Source organism: Protofrankia sp. BMG5.30 (genome assembly GCF_001983005.1).
Classification (GTDB): Bacteria; Actinomycetota; Actinomycetes; order Frankiales; family Frankiaceae; genus Protofrankia; species Protofrankia coriariae.
This window is the reverse complement of sequence record NZ_MOME01000009.1, coordinates 86,381-103,357: the sequence shown is the minus strand read 5'-3', so window position 1 is coordinate 103,357 and position 16,977 is coordinate 86,381. Positions and strand designations below refer to the sequence as shown.

The 16,977-nt window shown below is 72.7% G+C and carries 14 protein-coding genes; all 14 read right to left on the bottom strand.

The window, feature by feature from the left end; genetic code table 11:
• Positions 1 to 19 precede the first annotated feature (19 nt).
• Positions 20 to 1,168, bottom strand: coding sequence for a C45 family peptidase (locus tag BL254_RS28170; RefSeq protein WP_235433381.1), 1,149 nt, complete (start codon positions 1,166 to 1,168; stop codon positions 20 to 22).
• A gap of 145 nt (positions 1,169 to 1,313) precedes the next feature.
• The gene (locus BL254_RS05330) at positions 1,314 to 1,913 is read right to left on the bottom strand and encodes a GNAT family N-acetyltransferase (RefSeq protein ID WP_076842688.1); all 600 of its coding nucleotides are present in this window, start codon (positions 1,911 to 1,913) and stop codon (positions 1,314 to 1,316) included.
• A gap of 18 nt (positions 1,914 to 1,931) precedes the next feature.
• Positions 1,932 to 2,195, bottom strand: a complete 264-nt coding sequence (locus tag BL254_RS05325) for a hypothetical protein (RefSeq protein ID WP_086055298.1) — start codon at positions 2,193 to 2,195, stop codon at positions 1,932 to 1,934.
• A 7-nt stretch (positions 2,196 to 2,202) separates the two neighbouring features.
• Positions 2,203 to 3,786, bottom strand: coding sequence for an AMP-binding protein (locus tag BL254_RS05320; RefSeq protein ID WP_047222248.1), 1,584 nt, complete (start codon positions 3,784 to 3,786; stop codon positions 2,203 to 2,205).
• Complete coding sequence (locus BL254_RS05315; protein WP_047222247.1) at positions 3,783 to 5,840, bottom strand: class I tRNA ligase family protein; 2,058 nt, start codon at positions 5,838 to 5,840, stop codon at positions 3,783 to 3,785. Before BL254_RS05315 ends, BL254_RS05320 begins: the two co-directional genes overlap by 4 nt.
• Entirely contained in the window at positions 5,837 to 6,934 is a 1,098-nt protein-coding gene (locus tag BL254_RS05310; RefSeq protein WP_139342191.1) for an FAD-dependent oxidoreductase, read from the bottom strand. Before BL254_RS05310 ends, BL254_RS05315 begins: the two co-directional genes overlap by 4 nt.
• A 59-nt stretch (positions 6,935 to 6,993) precedes the next feature.
• Positions 6,994 to 8,289, bottom strand: a complete 1,296-nt coding sequence (locus tag BL254_RS05305; protein ID WP_047222246.1) for a lysine N(6)-hydroxylase/L-ornithine N(5)-oxygenase family protein — start codon at positions 8,287 to 8,289, stop codon at positions 6,994 to 6,996.
• Complete coding sequence (locus BL254_RS05300; RefSeq protein ID WP_047222245.1) at positions 8,279 to 9,523, bottom strand: acyl-CoA dehydrogenase family protein; 1,245 nt, start codon at positions 9,521 to 9,523, stop codon at positions 8,279 to 8,281. The genes BL254_RS05305 and BL254_RS05300 overlap by 11 nt, the downstream gene beginning before the upstream one ends.
• A gap of 25 nt (positions 9,524 to 9,548) precedes the next feature.
• Positions 9,549 to 11,822 carry an iron-containing redox enzyme family protein gene (locus BL254_RS05295; RefSeq protein WP_076842687.1) on the bottom strand — a complete coding sequence of 758 codons (2,274 nt, stop codon included), beginning with the start codon at positions 11,820 to 11,822 and terminating at the stop codon, positions 9,549 to 9,551.
• Positions 11,819 to 12,499, bottom strand: coding sequence for an SGNH/GDSL hydrolase family protein (locus BL254_RS05290; RefSeq protein ID WP_047222244.1), 681 nt, complete (start codon positions 12,497 to 12,499; stop codon positions 11,819 to 11,821). The genes BL254_RS05295 and BL254_RS05290 overlap by 4 nt, the downstream gene beginning before the upstream one ends.
• 229 nt (positions 12,500 to 12,728) lie before the next feature.
• Complete coding sequence (locus BL254_RS05285) at positions 12,729 to 13,862, bottom strand: diiron oxygenase (protein WP_047222243.1); 1,134 nt, start codon at positions 13,860 to 13,862, stop codon at positions 12,729 to 12,731.
• A 79-nt stretch (positions 13,863 to 13,941) separates the two neighbouring features.
• A complete protein-coding gene (locus tag BL254_RS05280) occupies positions 13,942 to 14,982 on the bottom strand; it encodes a transglutaminase domain-containing protein (RefSeq protein WP_254857828.1) in 1,041 nt (346 codons plus the stop codon).
• Between the two features lie 17 nt (positions 14,983 to 14,999).
• Positions 15,000 to 15,239 carry an acyl carrier protein gene (locus BL254_RS05275; RefSeq protein WP_013874118.1) on the bottom strand — a complete coding sequence of 80 codons (240 nt, stop codon included), beginning with the start codon at positions 15,237 to 15,239 and terminating at the stop codon, positions 15,000 to 15,002.
• 31 nt (positions 15,240 to 15,270) lie between these two features.
• On the bottom strand, positions 15,271 to 16,926 hold the full coding sequence (locus BL254_RS05270) for an AMP-binding protein (protein ID WP_076842685.1): 1,656 nt from the start codon (positions 16,924 to 16,926) through the stop codon (positions 15,271 to 15,273).
• Positions 16,927 to 16,977: the final 51 nt, after the last annotated feature.

Sequence of the window (16,977 nt, the reverse complement as noted above, 5' to 3'; positions counted from 1 at the left end):
TGGATCGTCGTCCTGGCTGCTACTTCAGGCGGAAGGTTTCGGTGGTGGACAGGGCGGGGTCGCCGGGGCGGAGGTGTAGTTCGCCGAGGGCTGGGAGGAGGACCGCTGCCGCGACGGTGCGTTCTCGGCGGATGTCGCCGTTGCCGGGGACTCGGATGGGTGGGGTGGACAGCAGTGCGAGGTGTTCCTCGGGGTGCGGGCCGAGGGTGGGGAGCGCCGCCGTGGCCGCCGCGAGCCGTCTGACGGAGGAGTTGCGGGCGAAGACGTTGATCTCGTCGTGGGGGGCGAGGTCGGGGTGGAGGAAGTGGTTGGTGTGGACGGTTTGYGGCGCCTGCACGGCCCGCAGTTCGTCGCCGATGATCTCTACCCAGGCGGCCTGGGTGGCGTCGCGGAGCGTCAGTGAGCGGGAGCTGGCCAGCCGCAGGCCGCGCAGGACGTCGAGCGCTTCATCGACGCTCGCCGCCGTGTCGAGCAGGTGCCGGACGGCCAGGTACGGGGGCAGGCCCGCCCGCCAGTCGCCGCCCAGGACGAGGTTGATCCCGACCGCGAGGCCGCGGCTGTTCAGGCCGAGGTAGCCGAGCAGGCCGCCGAAGCTCAGCACGAGCGAGCGGCCGACCGGCGAGGCGACGTCGAGGACGGCGATCTGGTCGTCGAGGTCGCCGCTCAGGTCGACGGTCTGGGCGAGCAGCGGGCCGGCGGCCCCCGGGTAGGTGGTCGCGTAGGTGGTGCAGTCACCCGCGGTGAGGATCTCCTCCGAGATGGGGACCACGGTGGGGATCCCGGTGGGAAGCTCGCCTGAGGCGGGGGTCGCGGTGGGAAGCTCGGTCGGGACCGCGGTGGGGATCGCTGCGGGGGCCGCGGTGGGGATTCGGGTGTAGCCGAGGATTTCGCGTCGCAGTTGGAGCAGCCAGGCCTCGTCCTCGGTCAGGCCGGCGCCGGACGCGAGCCCGGCGACCTCGGCCGCGAGCCGCGGGGTGGCCCGCTCGATCTCCGCGCGGTGGCGGGCGATCGTCGGGCGCAGGCCGTCCAGTGTCACCGGGCCGGGCAGCAGCCGGCCGAGCCGGCAGACGTGGTCGTCCACGAACGACCGCAGCCGCCCCGCCAGCGCCGCCCCGTGGGCCCGCCCCAGCTCCGCCGGCTGCCCGTCCGCCCTGATCAGGATGGTCACTCGACGCCCCCGGACGCGGTCGGGCCGAGCGCTTCCCATCCGTCCACTCCGACTATAACGATCATGAAACGGCCTCCGCAGCGAACATCGCAGGCCGCACGGCAGCCGAGGAGCGCGGCGGAGGATGCTGCCGAGGCGACACCGGTCACGGGCGGATTTTCGGGTGTTCGGTGAGTGTTTTCTTCACGAGCGGCCATTCGTCGGCCAGGACGCTGTAGTAGACCGCGTCGCGGCGGCTGCCGTCCGGCATGGGGTTGTAGCTGCGTAGCACGCCMTCCTCGACGGCGCCGATGTTGCGCAGGCCGCGGCGGGCCTGGGTGTTGCGCACGTCGGTCTTGAACTCCACCCGCAGCGCGCCCAGGCGTTCGAAGGCGTGTTCCAGCAGCAGCAGCTTGGCCCACCGGTTGGTCCCGGTGCCGCGGAAGTCGCGGCCGAGCCACGACCAGCCGATCTCCAGCCGGGCGTCCGGCTCGGAGAGGTTGCCGTAGCTCATGCTGCCCGCGGTCCGGCCGGTGCGCCGGTCGGTGATGACGAAGACGTGCCGCCGGCCGGCGAAGTGGTCGGCGAGGGTGGCGTCGAAGAACGCCTCGAAGTCGGCGTCGGACTCCACCCGGGAGACGAAGTACCGCCAGATGTCCGGGTCGAGGGCGATCGCCCGCAGCGGCTCCCGGTCGGCCTCGGTGACGGGTGCGAGGCGGACGTGGTCGTTGCTCAGGACGGCCGGACCGGCCGTGTGCCAGTCCACCGGGTACCGGGCCACCGGTCAGGCCCCCGCCGGGACGTGCCTGGACAGGATGTGCACGCAGTCGCGCAGGGTGTGCATCCTGGCCAGATCGTCCTCGGTGAGGTGGGCGGTGTCGACGCCGGTGTCCCGGCACAGCGAGGTCAGGAACAGGACCTTGTTCAGCGAGGTCAGCCCGTAGATGGCGGTGAGGCCGACGTCGGGCTGGATCTCCTCGGGGGCGATGTCGGCGGCCAGTACCGCGGCCAGGTTCTCCCGGGCGGCGGTCTCGACGTCGGGCCGTATGGATCTGTCAGGCCGCATGGATTCCCTTCCTCGGGTCGCCGAGCTGGCGCTGGTACACCGCCCGGATCTGCTTGCGCCTGGGCTTGTACTGGGAGGTCAGCAGGCCGTTGCCGATGCTGAACGGCTCGTCGGCCACCACGACCCGGTGGATGTACTGGTCGCCGCCGAGCGCCCGGTTGGTGGCGGTGAGCTGTGCGGCGATGGCGCCGGTGTCCACCGGCACCGACGCCGGTGAGACGACCGCCACCAGCTCGGTCTGGGCCGGGCAGTAGAGCACGCACTCGGCGATCGCTGGGCTGGCCTTCAGGTGCTCCTCGATCTGCCTGACGACGATCTTCCTGCCGTTGTCCAGCACGATCGTGTCGTCGGCGCGGCCGAGGACGAACAGGAAGCCGTCGGCGTCGAGGTGTCCGATGTCGCCGGTGCGCACGACGCCGTCCGCACCGAAGACCCGCTCGCTGTCACCCGGCTCGCAGTAGTCGTACCGCCGGTTCACCGGGTGCTCGGCACGGACGCTGATCACCCCGTCGTCACCGATGATCACCTCTTTGCCCGGCAGCACCCGGCCGACGCTGCCCGCCCGGTGCGTGCCCGGGTGGTTCTTGGCCACGATGCACGTCTCGTTGAGGCCGTAGCCCTCGTAGATCGGCAGGCCGAGCCGGTTGAGGAACGCGAGGGTGGCGGGGTCGGCGGGCGCCGAGCCCGTCCACAGGTAGCGGATGCGGCCGCCGAAGATGTCGCGGGCCGCGTCGGCGAGGTCCCGGCCGGTGCGCCGGGCGTGGCGTTCGATCTGGCCGCGGGCGCTTTCGAAGAAGCCGGGCACGCCCATGACGACGGTCGGCCGCACCTGGGTGAGCGCGACGAACGCCGACTCGTAGGTGCAGACCGTGACGTCGTGGCCGTACCGCAGCGCCGAGTACACCCAGTAACGCTGCTGGAGCAGCGACAGCGGCAGGAACACCAGCAGGTTGTCGCCGGGGCCGTGGCCGAACATGTCCTGGACGGCGTCCAGCGAGCTGTCGATGCTGCCGACGGTGGCGCCGAGGCCCTTGGGTGTGCCGGTGCTCCCCGAGGTGAACTTGATCGTGGTGATCTCGTCGGGGGCGTATCTGACCGGTGGCGGCGGGGCCGCGCCGACCGCGCCGACCGCGCCGGCCGCGTCAGTCGTGTTGTCGGCGCCGGACGTGTCGTCAGCGCCAGCCGTGCCAGCCGTGCCAGCCGTGTCGGGCAGGTCGTCGAGGAGGGTCGTGAGCCGCTCGACGCCGGGGATGTCGCACGGACGGTCGGTGAACAGCAGGGAGAGGCTGTAGCGCTCCATCAGCTCGCGGGTGGGGGTGAACTTGCCCGGTTCCAGGCCGGCGGTGACGACCTTCAGGCGCAGGGCGGCCAGGTCGAGCACCACCCACTCGAGGCTGTTGGCGGCGAGGATGCCGATCCGGTCGCCCGCGCCGAGGCCGCGGGCGCGCAGCCCGGCCGCGACCAGGCCGGACAGTCGCCAGACCTCGGCGAGCGGGATCTCGCGGGTGCCGGCCAGCCTGGTGACGTGCAGCGTCCCACGGTTCGGTGTGGACGCCAGAAGTTCGTTGATCATGCAAGGCTCCCGCTGGACTGGGACCGCGAGGCGTCCGACGGGTGTTCGGCCGCGTGGGCTGCACCGAGCGGGCCGAGCGGCCGGGGCGGGTGGAAGAACGTGATCTGAGCAAGGGTGATCTTGCTACCTGGCGGGATCAGTTCGACCGTGGCGGGCCACTGCCGMGGCGCAGGCTGACCGAGGGCCTCGGCCAGCCGGGCGGCGAAACGCGGCATCACCGGCGTGGCCGCGTGCGCGAGCAGCCAGGCCGCGGCCAGCTCCAGCGCCGTGGCCGTGCGCACCTCGTCCGGCATGCCGCCGGCCTGGGCCAGCGCGCGTTCCCGACGGCTGAACCGGACCGTGTCGGTGACCAGGGCGTCCAACTCGGCGGCGGACTGGTTGAGCGAGAAGCCGCCGGGCCGCAGGCTGGCGGCCAGCGCGCCGAGCCGGGCGGCGAGCTGGCCGAGGAACCCGGCGTGCTCGGGTGTCCAGTTGCCGGCGTCGGGGGCCACCCCGTCGTAGTGGTCGGCCACGCGCTGGCCGAGGTCGTGCAGCCAGGCCTGCCAGGTGCCGATCAGGGTGGCGGTGAGCGTGTGCTCGTAGGCGTCGAGCGTGAAGTTCGTCCGCTCCACCTCGGGACGGTTGCGGGCGAGGAAGTAGCGGACCGCGTCCACGCTGTCGGCGTCGAGGATCTGCTTGCCCCAGACGGCGTGCCGGCGGCTGGTGGAGAACTTCAGGCCGTCGTAGAGGAGGAACTCGTTGACGTGGTAGTCGATGTCCGGCGTCCAGCCGGGCAGGGCGAGCCGGTAGAGCACCGGGTAGAGGATCGCGTGGTAGAAGCTGTTGTCATAGCCGAAGAAGTGGACGACCTTCCAGTCGTCGGCTGGCCTGGCTGCCGTCCAGTCGCGGCCGAGGCGCTCGCCGAGCCGCTGGATGCCGTGCAGGAAGCCGAAGGCCATCTCCGGCCAGGCCCAGATCACCTGGCCGGCGCCGTCCGCCTCGTGCGGGGTGATGCCCCAGTCGCCGGGATGGCTGACCGGGATGTCGATCCGCTCCCGGCGGAACAGCCGGGCGGCGAGCTCCCGCAGCCGGGCCGGGACGCGGCCGCGGCGCTGGTGGTCGAGCACCGCGTCGGCGTGCTCGTGCAGCGGCAGCACGTAGCGGCGGGCCGTGCCGGTGACGGGCGCTCCGCCGGATGGCCCGGCGACCGGGCCGGCCAGGTCGACCACGGTGTTCGGCTCGCCGCACAGCTCGCAGATGTTGCCGGCGGTGGCCTCGCCGCAGCCGGGGCAGCCGCCGTGGACGTCGACCTCGTAGAGGTACTGGCCGGTCCGCGGGTCGAACAGCGCCGGCCCGTCGGCCGGGGCGATCGCGCCGGAGCTGACCAGCCTGGTGAAGAAGTCCTTCAGCGCGGGGACGTAGCCGGGGTCGGCGTTCGTGACGGTGTACTGGTCGAGCGGGATGTCCATCAGCCGCAGGGTTTCCGCGATCTCGGCGCTGTAGTACGCGGCCACCTCGGCGCTCGACCGGCCCTCCCGGCGGGCACGGTCGACCACGTAGGACTGGAAGTCGTCGCTGCCGGTCAGGTGCCAGGCGCTGGCACCGTTCATCCGCTGGAACCGGACGTAGGCGTCGGCGCCCAGATACGGGCCGGCAAGGTGACCGAGATGCAGGTCGCCGTTGGGGGTGGGCGGCGTCGAGAAGACGAACACCGGGCGCTCGCCGTGCTCGCTGGCCACCGGGGCGGCCGAGGACACCGCGCGGGCGCCGTCACGCCAGTACTGGGTGAGGAAGACCAGGTCCTCCTCCCCGGTGTTCGCCACGACGTGGTCCTCGAACGGCTCGAGCAGGGCGACGGTGCCCGCGGCGACCGGATGGTGCGCGGCTCCCACGGCGAGTTCGCCGCGGCCGGCGACGATGACCAGCAGCTCGGTCTCGTCGTGCCGCTGGTGTGTCGTGGCAACACCCGGCGCGACACGGCCCCAGGCGGCTCCGGTGCCCAGCCCGTCGACCGAGCCCATGTCGATCCCGAACGCCGCGGAGAGCGCGGTGGCGTCAAAACGGTCAATGATCATGCGGTGTCCTTCTCGTCGAGCCCGTCGAGCAGATCGGCGGCCGCGGCGGCGATCGCGGGGGCCAGCCGGTAGCCGGAGCCGCMCGCCGCGCCGGCGAACAGCACCCGGCCGTCGGCGGTGACCGGGCGCAYGATCGGCGCGCGGTCGGGGCTGTAGGCGTCGCAGAACACGCGGCCGGAGACGCAGTACGGGGCGAGCGCCGGGGCGTGGCGCTCCAGAACCGCCCGGCCACGGTCGAGGTCGTCGGCGGACAGCCCGCCGGTCAGCGCGTCCGGGGTGACGTGCCAGTCAGGTGAGGTGTAGCTGAACAGCCAGTGGCCGCGGTGGGCCAGCGGCAGCAGGAAGGCGTCATCGTCGTGGAAGACGGTCGCACGGTCGTGCGGGGCGACGGGCCGTTCGACGTGCAGGGCGACGACCTTCTTGACGCGGACGCCGAGCGGGGCGAGCAGCAGCGGCCAGGGCAGCCAGGGGCCCGGCGCCAGCACGACACGGCTGGCGGTAAGCCGGATGCCGCTACCCAGTGTGAGGACAACGCCGTCCGGGGTGGAGCGCACGGCGGTGACCGCGCTGCCCTCCCGGAACGCCGCGCGGCCGCGCAGCCGGGCGGCCAGCAGTTCGGTGAGCGCCGCGACGTCGGCGTGGTGGGCGCCGTCGCCGTCCCAGCCCCGCTCGGCCGGGTGCAGCCGCGCCTCGGGGAACCGCGCCTCGGGGAGCGGGCGCAGCCGCGCCTCGGGGAGCGGGCGCAGCCGCGCCTCGGGGAGGTAGTGCTCCCGGACGGTGGCCTCGTCGGCGCTGACCACTGTCATGCCCACCGGGTGGATCGGCACCCGGGGGTCGCGTCGGCGCAGGTCGGCGTACCAGCGCTGGCTGTAGGCGCTCATCGCCCGCACCCGCGGGGTGGCCCCGCGCGGGAAGTGCAGCCCGGCGGAGAACCGGGACGCTCCCCCACCGGCCAGCCCCCTGTCGACCACCATGACCCGCCGGCGCGGCGCGCGGGCCAGGACCTCGGTAGCCACCAGGCAGCCGACCACGCCGGCCCCGACCACGACAACGTCGGCGTCCCCAGCCCCAGCCCCAGCGTCCATGGTCAGCATCTCTGGAAGAGCGGCCTCCGGGCGTGCGGCTTCGCCATGATCGCACGCCCTTCGGCCCATCAGCGGGCTCCTGTCTTGGGTGACCATTCGATGAACGCCGGGTGCTGGTCCCTGCTGCGGACGCCGCGGATCCGGTCGACGATGCGCTGGCTGCGCCAGGCGTTGAGGCTGAGGTTGGGGTCGGCGAGGCCGCGCTGCCCGCGGGCGGCGTTCTGCAGGAACAGGTTCCGGTCGGCCGGGCCGTCCCAGCAGGCGGCGAAGTCGGCGTCCACCTGGTACTCGTCGTTCTCCCGTTCCAGACGCGGCTGAAGGGGCGCCAGGAAGTCCATCGGGGCCGGCCGGAACCCGGTGGCCCAGATGATCACGTCCGCCTCGAAGATCTCCAGGCAGCTCGCCGGGTCGTTGTGCCGGACGGAGATGCTCCAGCCCTCCGGCGAGCACGGCTCGACGCTGACCACCTCGCGGTTGGGGTAGAGCCCGGTCAGCTGCGGGGCGCCGGTGATGAACCGGTGGACGTAGATCCGCTGGTAGATCTCCCGGGCGGTGGCCTCGGAGATGCCGTCGCTGGTCAGCACCTGCTGGCTGTTGACCTCGGCCCGCACGCTCGGGCCAAGCTCGGCGAAGTAGTCGGAGTGGCAGGGCATGTAGAACTCGTTGGTGAACGGCGAGTCGTCGAGCGGGAAGTAGTTGCGCCGGCGGGACAGCCACGACACCCGGTGCGGCAGCTCGCCGTCCGGCCGGGAGATCAGGTCGAGGAACGCCTCGGCGCCGGACTGGCCGCCGCCGATCACCGCCACCCGCCGGTCGCGCAGGCCGGCGGCCCTCGACCGGAACTCGCTGACGTGGAACTGGGTGCCGCCCAGGTGCGGGCGGGCGAACCGCGGCACCCACGGCACGGTGCCGACGCCGACCACCACGTTGTCGGCGAGCAGGGTGCGTTTGTCGGTCCGCACGACGAAGGTGTCACCGACGAAGTCGACGGACCGCGCCTCCTCGCCGAACACGACGTTCTCGATGCGGCTGCTGGCCCAGTCCAGGTAGTTGCGGAACTCCTGACGGGGGACGCTGTCGAACTGCGCGTTGAGATAGTGGTAGATCCGCCCGCGGTCGTGCAGGTACGCCATGAACGAGAACGGGCTGGTCGGGTCGGACAGGCTGACCAGGTCCTTGAACAGCGACACCTGCAGGGCCGCCCCGGGGATGAGCTGATCGTCGTGCCAGCTGAACTCGGCCTTCCTGTCGATGACCAGGTTCGGCGTCTCCGGGTCGCCGTGCAGCAGGGCCGCCAGGCTCAGGTTGGCCGGTCCGGCCCCGATCCCGACACAGCGGTACCGCGCCGCGGACTCACTCCTCATGAGAAGAACTCGCTTTCAGCGTCTTCGGCGGACGGCCCGCGTCCGTCCGGGAAACATGCGACGCGGCCGGTGGCAGGGCGTCGGCGATGGCGAGCCGCTGCACCTCGGAGGCGCCCTCGTAGATCCGCAGCGACCGGATCTGCCGGTACAGCCGCTCCGGCAGGCTGTCGCGCACCAGCCCGGCGGCGCCGAACACCTGCACGGCCGCGTCCACAACCTGCTGGGCGGCCTCGGTGGCGTACAGCTTCGCGATGCTGGAGTGCTTGGCGAAGCTGGAGCGCTTCGCCAAGCTGGCGGGCTCAGTCGGCGGGGTGCCCCGGTCGGCCTCCCAGGCGGCCCTGGCCACCAGCAGCGCGGTGGCGTTCAGCCGCACCTCGACGTCGGCGAGGCTGGCCTTCACCGTCGGCAGGTCGAACAGCCGCCCGCCGTACGCGGCCCGCCCCCGGGCCCTGGCCAGGGCGGCGTCGGCGGCCCGGCGGGCGAAGCCGAGCGCCGCCGCGCCAACGGTGAGCCGGAAGCGTTCGAGCAGCTCCATGGCCACGACGAACCCGCCGCCCCGGCCGCCCAGGACGGCGTCGGCCGCAACCCGGCAGCCGTCGAACTCCAGCCGGGCGATGTCGCGTTCGGCCAGCATGTCGATCGGCTCGATCCGCAGGCCCGGTGTGCCGGCCGGGACGAGCAGCGCGGTCAGGCCCAGCGCGGCCGGGCCGTCGCCGGTGCGGGCCACCACGCAGAAGACGTCGGCGCCCGCCGCACCGGCGATCCACGTCTTGTGCCCGTCCAGGACGTATCCCGTGCCGTGCCCGTCCGGGACGGCACGCAGGGCGAGCGCGGCGACGTCCGAACCGGCCTGCTCCTCCGAGAGCGCGAACGCGCCGGCCAGCTCGCCGCGGGCCATGCCGGGCAGCCAGCGCCGCTTCTGCTCGTCGGTGCCGTGACGTTGGATCGGCCAGGTGGCCAGCGCCTGGATCGAGAACGCGAAGTCGAGCAGGTCCTCGGTGTAGGCCAGGGCCTCCCTGGTCAGGCACAGGCCGCGCAGGTCGGTGGGTGTCAGCAGGCCCGCGTCCCCCAGCGCGCGCAGCACGCGGGCGGTGTACTTCTCCGGCGCGCCGGTGCGGGCCGCCGCCACCAGTTCGGCGTGGGTGTCGCAGAACCGGCCGAGCGCCTCGGCCAGCTCGCGGTGCGGCCGCTCGTAGAACGGCAGCGCCAGCAGCCGCGGGTCCAGGGTGCTCACCGGCGCGCCCTCCTCGTGTCGGAGCTCATGCGGCGGCCCGCCGTGCCAGCAGGCGTCTGGCCAGATGCGGCTCGACGAAGAACGCGAACGAGGCGTAGCCGCGCCACACCCGCCGCCAGGCCCGCTCGACGGCGACCGGGCCGCCGGTGCGTCCGACGTGGTCGAGGTAGGCGACGATCAGGTCGGTCGCCTGGCGGGTGTGGCCGGCCGAGATGTTGTCGATGGACAGGTGCACGTCCTCGTAGGCGGTGTCGAAGCCGTGACGGCGCATCTTCTGCGTCTCGTGCAGCCGCAGCTCACCGAGACCGAACATCTCGACGCCCAGGTGGTAGCCGAGGATCTCCTCGTAGCGGGAGTCCGGGAACAGCGCCAGGCCGAGCTGGTAGGTGGCGTACGGGTAGCTCGGGTCGGGCAGCTCGGTCTGGGTGCGGAACTCCTCCGAGCGCAGGTGCGGCAGGTGGATACCCATGCTGGCCAGGGCCTGGTTGATCAGCGTGAGGTGGTTGCGTGCGACGTCGCCGCGGCCCATCTCGTCGGCGTAGAGGGCGAACAGCGGCCTGTCGCTGGGACGGTGGAAGCGGCCGGTGTTGCCGATCCGGTGCGTGCAGGCGCCGTCGACGAGGTTGCCCAGCGCGAACCGCTTCTGGCCGTTGATCACCTCTGCCCGGGGCGGGATGTCGGCCAGCGGCCGGTAGGGCCCGACGAGCTTCGTCCAGTAGATGCTCTCCACCCGCTCCCGCAGCGCGGCGGGGCTGTAGTCGAACCAGGTGGCGTCGGTGTGGCGGCCGGCGGCTCCCAGCTCGAACATCCCCTCGGCCTGGGCGAGCACCTGCTCGACGCGGGTGTGGGCGGCGGCCAGCACGCCGGGGAACCGCTCGACGTTGACCAGGCGGTACAGGAACTGGCGTTCGTCGAGCGCCGGAGGCTCGGCGACGACGATGTCGCCGGGATCGGCGGACGCGAGCGCACACTGCCAGGCGGCGGCGTCCTCGTCGCCGGCGGTGCAGGCGGCCAGGTCTGCGCCGGGCGGCTCACCCGCGGCGGCGGCGGCCGCCCACCGCTCGAGCGTGCGCGCCTCGGCGGCGTCGAAGATCCCGAACATTGGCCCGCCGAACCTGATCGCCCTGGTGAAGGGGCAGCCGCCGGTCGGCAGTGGCCTGAGGTAGCTGGAGGATCGGAGCTGGCGGACGAACGCGGCGGCGTCGCACGCCGGGCCGGCGAGCAGGCCGTCCAGGGGGACACCGGAGATCCGCACCCGGTGGTGCTGACGGCCGGCGTACGGCGCGTGCCTGGCGACGATCAGCGCCACCTCGGCGTCCGGCGACAGGTCCTGGTGCCAGCTCGCGAGCTCGTCGAGCATCGCCACGTGCGCGCTCTCCAGGCGCGTGACGAGCCGGATCGCCGCGAGCAGCCGCGCCCGGTCGGCCGGGCCGGTGGGTGAGAGCTCGGTGAGCGCCAGGTACTCCGCCAGCAGCGGCACCGGATCGTACCCGCGGCTGCCCACACCGTCCGGGCTGGACGGCCCAGCCAGCCCAGCCAGCTCAGCCAGCTCAGCCAGCTCAGCCAGTCTGGCCGGGCCGGCCCGGCCGAACAGCGCGGCGTCGGTGCCCAGCGCCCGGAAGGCACAGTGCACGCCGACCACCTCGGGCAGAAAACTGGCCGGCAGGCGGGACAGCGCCAGGTAGAAGACGGCCGTCACCACGGTGAGTGGCCGGGCCTGCGCCGCGGCCAGGAAGTCGGTGGCCAGCAGGTCGGGGAGCTCCACGCCGTGCTCCGCCAGCAGCCGGCGGCGCCGACCGGCCAGGGTGTGCTCGACCACGCCACCGCCGAGCAGCTCCAACTGCTCGGCACCGAGCCGATTGACGATCACGGCGGGCTGGGTTGCCGGCTGCGACACGGTGTCCAGCCAGCAGCCCTCGATCAGCGCGAGCGGGGCGCGCTGCCGCAGCACGGTGGCCACGGTCCCGGCCGGGGCGGCGCGCAGCCGGGCTGCGACCCGCGCGATCGCCGCCCGGGTGGCGGCCAGCTCGGCGAACACCCGCTCCTCGTCCAGCGGCCCGTCCGCCCGCCCGTCCGGATGCCCGTCCAGCTCCTCGTCCTCGCCCGGGCCGGTGGCCTCCGGCAGAAAGGCGGCGAGCACCCGGCGGGCGGCCACCAGCGTGGCCTCGGACTCCTGCTCGACCAGCAACCGGCGGTACAGCGCGGCCGGCGGCCCGGCCACGGCCGCGGCCGCCTCGGCGAACGCGGCCGGGCCGCACTCGAACGGCCCCCGCGGCAGCGACGTCGTCAGGTCCGTCATGCGGCTTCGCTCCTCGCGGCCAGGTGGGCGGCGAGCGCGCGCATCTTCTCGGCGGCCTCGAACGCCTGGCCGCGGCAGTTGAGGTGCAGCCCGTCGCCGCAGTAGATGCCGGCGTCGGCGCAGAGCGGATGGTCGGTGAACGAGGCGAAGATCGCGCCGTGTTCCCGGGCGACCTCCCGCGTGATCCGGGTGACGATCCTGGTCGCCCTGCCGATCGCCTCCGCGTGTTTCGCGGAGACGATGCCCGCCCGGCTGATGTCGAGCATCCCGATGGTGAGGATGTCGGCGCCGGTCGCCCGGACCCTGGAGACGATCTCGGTCAGCTCGGCGCGCACGGTGGCCGGGTCGAACCCCGGCCTGATGAAGTCGTTGCCGCCGCCGGAGAGGAACACCAGGTCGGGCCGGAAGTCCAGGGCTGGCCGCAGCTGCGTCCGGCGGATCTCGGTGAGCGTCAGATCGCGCCTGGCCAGCCGGATCTCGTCGAGGTCGGGGTGGACGCGGCGCAGCACGGCGCTGATCCGATCCACCCAGGACAGGTCCTGGTAGCCGGGCACGGCCTCGCGGATGCCGGCCGAGATACTGTCGCCGATCACCGCGATCCGCTTCCACGGCGCGCCTGCCAACAGCCGCGCGCCGGCTTCGGTGGACAGGACGTACGGGTCGGTGGCCTCCGTCATTTCGCCCGGTCCACCCGTTCTGGCCGATGCGCCTGTTTCGACCTGCACGCCTGTTTCTGCCGGTCCGCTCATTTCGGCTGGCTCATGTGTTTTGACTGACTCATATTTTTCGGCTGTCTTACTTGTTCGGCTGTCTTACTTGTTTCGGCTGGTTCACTTGTTTCGGCTGGTTCACTTGTTTCGGCTGGTTCAGCCAGTTCGGTGGACGCGGTCGGTTCGGTGTGTTCTGTCATTTCGGTCGTTCCTCGTCCTTGCCGGCGTCGTCCTTGCCGGCGTCGTCGGATCCGGCGCCGCGGGCCACGGCCGCGGACACCTCCCGCTGCCGGACGGCAAGCTCCAGCGCGGCGATGTCGTCGGCGATCCGCTCGTCCTCGGCGGAGGTCTCGGCTCCGTCGACCCGGCTGAACCCGAGAACACCCAGCTCGCGCAGGGCTTCCCGCATCCTGGGTCCGAACAGGTTGATGTCCTTCAACGTCGGGACGATCCGGGTGAACAGCCGGCGGCGGAACTCGCGCTGGCCGGGTGAGCGGTTGGCCAGCGCGACGCACTCGTCGGCGCCGTAGTCGAGGTTGCGCCACATGTCCTCGCCGGCGAACCGGTCCCTGAGCACCCAGCACGCCTCGACCGCGAAATCCTCACGCTCACGCAGTTCGGCGGTGCTGAGCTGGCTGTAGTAGTCACGCAGGGCCAGCCGCCCGAACGCGACGTGGCGCGCCTCGTCCTGCAGCACGTAGGCGTTGAGCGCCCGCGCCAGTGGGTCGCGCATCCGGTCCCGCTGGATGCTGAACGACGCCAGCGCCAGACCTTCGATCATCACCTGCATGCCGAGGTAGGTGATGTCCCAGCGGCTGTCACCGATGGTCGTCTCAAGCAGGCCGCGCAGCCCGGCGGAGATCGGGTAGTGCAGCTTGATCTTGTCATGCAGCATGCGCTGGTACGCCTCGACGTGCCTGGCCTCGTCCACCACCTGGGTGGCGGCGTAGAACTTCGAGGCGATGTCCGGCACGGTCTGGACGACCTTCGCCGCGCACACCAGCGCGCCCTGCTCGCCGTGCAGGAACTGGGAGTAGAGCCAGCCCGCCAGGTGCCGGCGGACGGTGATCCGCTCCGCCTCCGGCAGGCGCTCCCACAGCGGCGTGCCGGCGATCCAGATGAACGTGTCGGGCAGGCCGAGCGGATTGTCCGGGTCGACGTCGTGGTCCCAGTCCAGCCGCGTCTCGGCGTCCCACTGGCGCTGCTTGCCACGGGAGTACAGGCTCAGCATCTGCTCGGTTCCGGCGTCGTAGTCCCAGGTGAACAGCGCGTCCCCGCCGAGCGGGACGGCCCAGTTGCCGGCCGGCTCCGCCGTCGCGTCTGGCTTCATGACCGCTCTCTTCAGCTCTTTTCAGGGCTCTTCGGGGCTCAGGTGGCGTCTGTTCGGGCTGGTGACATCTGTTTCGGGCTCAGGTGACGGCGGCGCGCCGACGCAACCGGTGAAGCTGGTGCAGACGTGCGGACACGGCGCCGAAGGCCCACGCCGGGGCGGGCGTGCCGGCCGGCCGCAGGAACAGCGCGGCGGACTCGGCCACGGCGCACGGCAGCAGACGGTTGAACCGGCTGCCCCGGCAGGCCGCCCGGAACTGCCCCCCGCCGTCACGGCCGTGCTCGGCCGCGAGGTGGGCGAACACCGGGTCCAGGGTGCGCCACCGGCCGTCGAGGTGGACCTCGCACCAGCCGTGGTCGTTGCCGACGAGGCCGAGCAGGAAGCCGCGGCGGGCCCGCGCCCGGAACCCCTCGGCCCGCAGCCGGTCGGCGAGGACCCGCCCCGCCACGACGCAGTCGGCGACGCCCAGTTCCCAGGACCGCCGGTGGTCGGCGCGCAGCGGTTCGGCGATCGCCTGATAGCGCACCGCGCCGGTGTCCAGGGCGTCGAGGACGTCGTCGAACGCCGCGCGGATCCGGCGGTCGGTGACGTCGTAGCGCTCGCCGGTGAGCCGGACGCGCACCTGGTACGGACTGCTCTGATGGCCCTCGGTGACGACCGGCAGCGGCAGGTCACCGGCCGAGCCGCCAGTCGGACCACCAGTAGGGCCGCCAGTCGGACCACCAGTCGGGCCGTCGGCCGAACTGCCAGTCGGGCCGTCGGCCAGGAGTTCCAGGAGTTCGACGCCCTCGGCGCCCAGGTCCGGGACCGCCACCTGGAAGGTCTCGCCGCTGGCCGCCCGGTGTACCGCGACCGTCCAGTCCGCGGGGGCGAACCAGTCGTCGGGCTCGGCCGCCACGAACCGCATGAGCAGCCGCCTGGCCAGCTCGGGCACGGTGGCGCCGGTGCCCGAGTGCAGCCCCGCGTTGGCGACGTCGGTGTAGTCGAGCAGGCCGTCGACCTGCCGCAGGCCGAGGGCTGCGACCCCGGCCTCGTCGGTGCGCAGCACGGTGGCCGCGTCGGTGAGGGTGGTGTCGAAGACCGCCAGATCCGGCGGGGTCGGCTCGAAGCGGCGGCTCACCCGAGGCCCCTGACGAGTCACATGAGTTCCTGGACGAGCGCGGCGAGATCACGCGCGGTGACCGCCTCGAACGGGACGTCGTCGGGGATCGCCACCCCCAGAACATCCTCAAGATCCACCACCACGCTGAGGATCACCACCGACTCGATCCTCGGCAGCAGGTGCATGGGGAGATCGAGGTCGATGTCGGCCTTGTCCATCTGCAGCCGGTTGGCCAGGGCGGTGGCCACCGCGTCCTCGACGGTCCGCGTACTCATGAGGCGTCCTTCACGGGTCTTCTGGTAGCCCTTACGGCTTTACGGTGGCCTCTGCCGTGCTCCGGTAGAGGGCCCTGGCGGCGTGGCGGCGCACCTTGCCGGAGCTGGTGCGCGGGATGGAGCGGACGGGCACGGGATGCACGGACGCCACCGCGGGGCCGAGTTCGGCGGCGATGGCCGCCTCGACGGCGTTCACCAGGGCGGTGGCCGCCGCGCCCGCGAGCGGCGTCTCGACCAACACCGCGATGTGCTCGACGTCGCCGTCCCCGGCCTGCAGGGCGGCGCAGACCCGGACGTCGAAGCCCTGGACGCGACGCGCGATCTGTTCGACGTCCTCGGCGTAGTAGTTCTGGCCGCGGATGATCGCCATGTCCTTGACGCGTCCGACCAGGAACAGCTCGTCCTCGGCCTCGAAGCCGAGGTCGCCGGTGCGCAGCCAGCCGTCGGCGGTGAAGGGCTGCCGCTCGGCGGGCAGCCCGAGGTAGCCGCTCATCACGGCCGCGCCGCGGACCTGGACCTCGCCGACCCGCCCGGGGGCCGGGGCGTCGACCCGGACGGCGATGCCCGGCGCCGCCGAGCCGCAGGAGACGACCTGGCGGGCGCCCGCGGCACCCGGGGTGACGTGGACGACCCTGTCGCCCGGCGCGAGGGCGAACCGGTCGACGCTGAGCTGCCACGGCCGCTCCCCCAGTGCCGCCAGGCTGATGACGAGCGTGGCTTCGGCCATGCCGTAGGACGGCAGCATCGCCTCGGGCCGGAACCCGCAGGGGCCGAACACCCGGTTGAACGCCTCCAGCGTCGACCACTGCACGGGCTCGGAGCCGTTGCAGGCCAGCCGCCAGCCGGACATGTCGAGCCCGTCGGGAGCCCCATCAGCCTCGACCGCGTCGAYCAGGCGCTGGTAGGCGAAGTTGGGCATGGGCAGCACGGTGGCGCCGGACGCCGCCGCGGCGGCCAGCCAGCCGCGGGTGTCGCGGATGAAGTCGGTGGTGCGCCAGAGATGGACCGAGCACCCTCTGGCCAGGTGGGCGAGCGTGCCGAACAGGCTCATGTCGTGGAACAGCGGCGACCAGATGCCGATCTCGTCGGCGTCGGTCAGGCCCAGGCCCCCGTCGATGGCCGCCAGACCGGCCAGGACGTTGTCGGCGGTCAGCGCGACGCCCTTGGGCGCCGAGGTGCTGCCGGACGTGTACTGGATCACCGCGAACTCGTCGGCCGGGTTCTCGTCGACCGGCCCGGCCGGCTCGATCTGCCCAGGCGGCCCGACCAGCCCGGCTGGACCGGCTGGCGCGGGCACCCGCGTGATGTCGACCAGCCGGACGTCCGGCGGTGCCGCGAGCCGGCCGAGCAGGCGCGCGCTCTGCTCGTCCACCAGCAGGGCCGCAAGCTCGGCGTCCTCGACGATGCGGCGCAGGTGCCGCTGGTAGCCCTCGCTGCCCCCGAACGCCACGGGCAGGGCGATGGGCACCGCGGCGGCCCCCGCCCGGAAGCACGCGAGCAGCCCGCGCAGCCAGGGCTCGCCGTTGGCCATCAGGATGCCGACGCGGCGCTGGCCCGCGATCAGTGTCGCCGTCCGTTCGGCGTTGGCCAGCAGGCGCGTGACGGGTACGGATCGTCCCTCGGACGGCAGGTGCAGCACCGTCCGAGGGCGGGCGTTGGTACTCACCGCGGCCCAGAGCGCGTTCACCGGATCTCCTCTCTGGAGACGTTCACAGACCGCCGCGGATACCGAGGACCA